The organism is Actinophytocola xanthii (assembly GCF_001921205.1).
GTDB classification, from domain to species: Bacteria; Actinomycetota; Actinomycetes; order Mycobacteriales; family Pseudonocardiaceae; genus Actinophytocola; species Actinophytocola xanthii.
Genome location: NZ_MSIE01000201.1, coordinates 1 through 538, shown reverse-complemented (window position 1 = coordinate 538; position 538 = coordinate 1). Strand labels below are relative to the sequence as shown.

Genomic DNA, 538 nt, shown 5'->3' with positions numbered 1-538 from the left:
CGTTCCAGGAGAACATCAACAGCTACCTGCAGGGCGGGCCGGACGACGTGTTCGGCTGGTTCGCCGGCTACCGGATGCGGTTCTTCGCCGAGCAGGGCCTGGTCGGCGACATCTCCGACGTCTGGTCCGACATCGGCTCCGGCTTCTCCGACGCGATGAAGGACCAGGCCACCGGCTCGGACGGCAAGCAGTACTTCGTCCCGCTCTACTACTACCCCTGGGCGATCTTCTACCGGAAGAGCCTCTGGCAGGAGCGCGGCTACGAGCCACCATCCACGATGGACGAGCTGGTGGCGCTCGCGAAGACCATGCAGGGCGACGGCCTGACGCCGATCGCGTTCGGCGACTCCGACGGCTGGCCGGCCATGGGCACCTTCGACTACCTCAACCTGCGGATCAACGGCTACGACTTCCATGTCGAGCTGATGGCCGGGGAGAAGGCGTGGAACTCCCAGGAGGTCAAGACCGTCTTCGACGCCTGGCGGGAGATCCTGCCCTACCACCAGACCGACGCGCTCGGCCGCACCTGGCAGGAGGC

General features: G+C 66.4%; 1 protein-coding gene. It reads left to right on the top strand.

What is annotated here, in order from left to right; all coding sequences use genetic code 11:
• A partial coding sequence (locus BU204_RS37920; protein WP_143230071.1) for an ABC transporter substrate-binding protein occupies window positions 1–538 on the top strand: 538 nt, incomplete at both ends.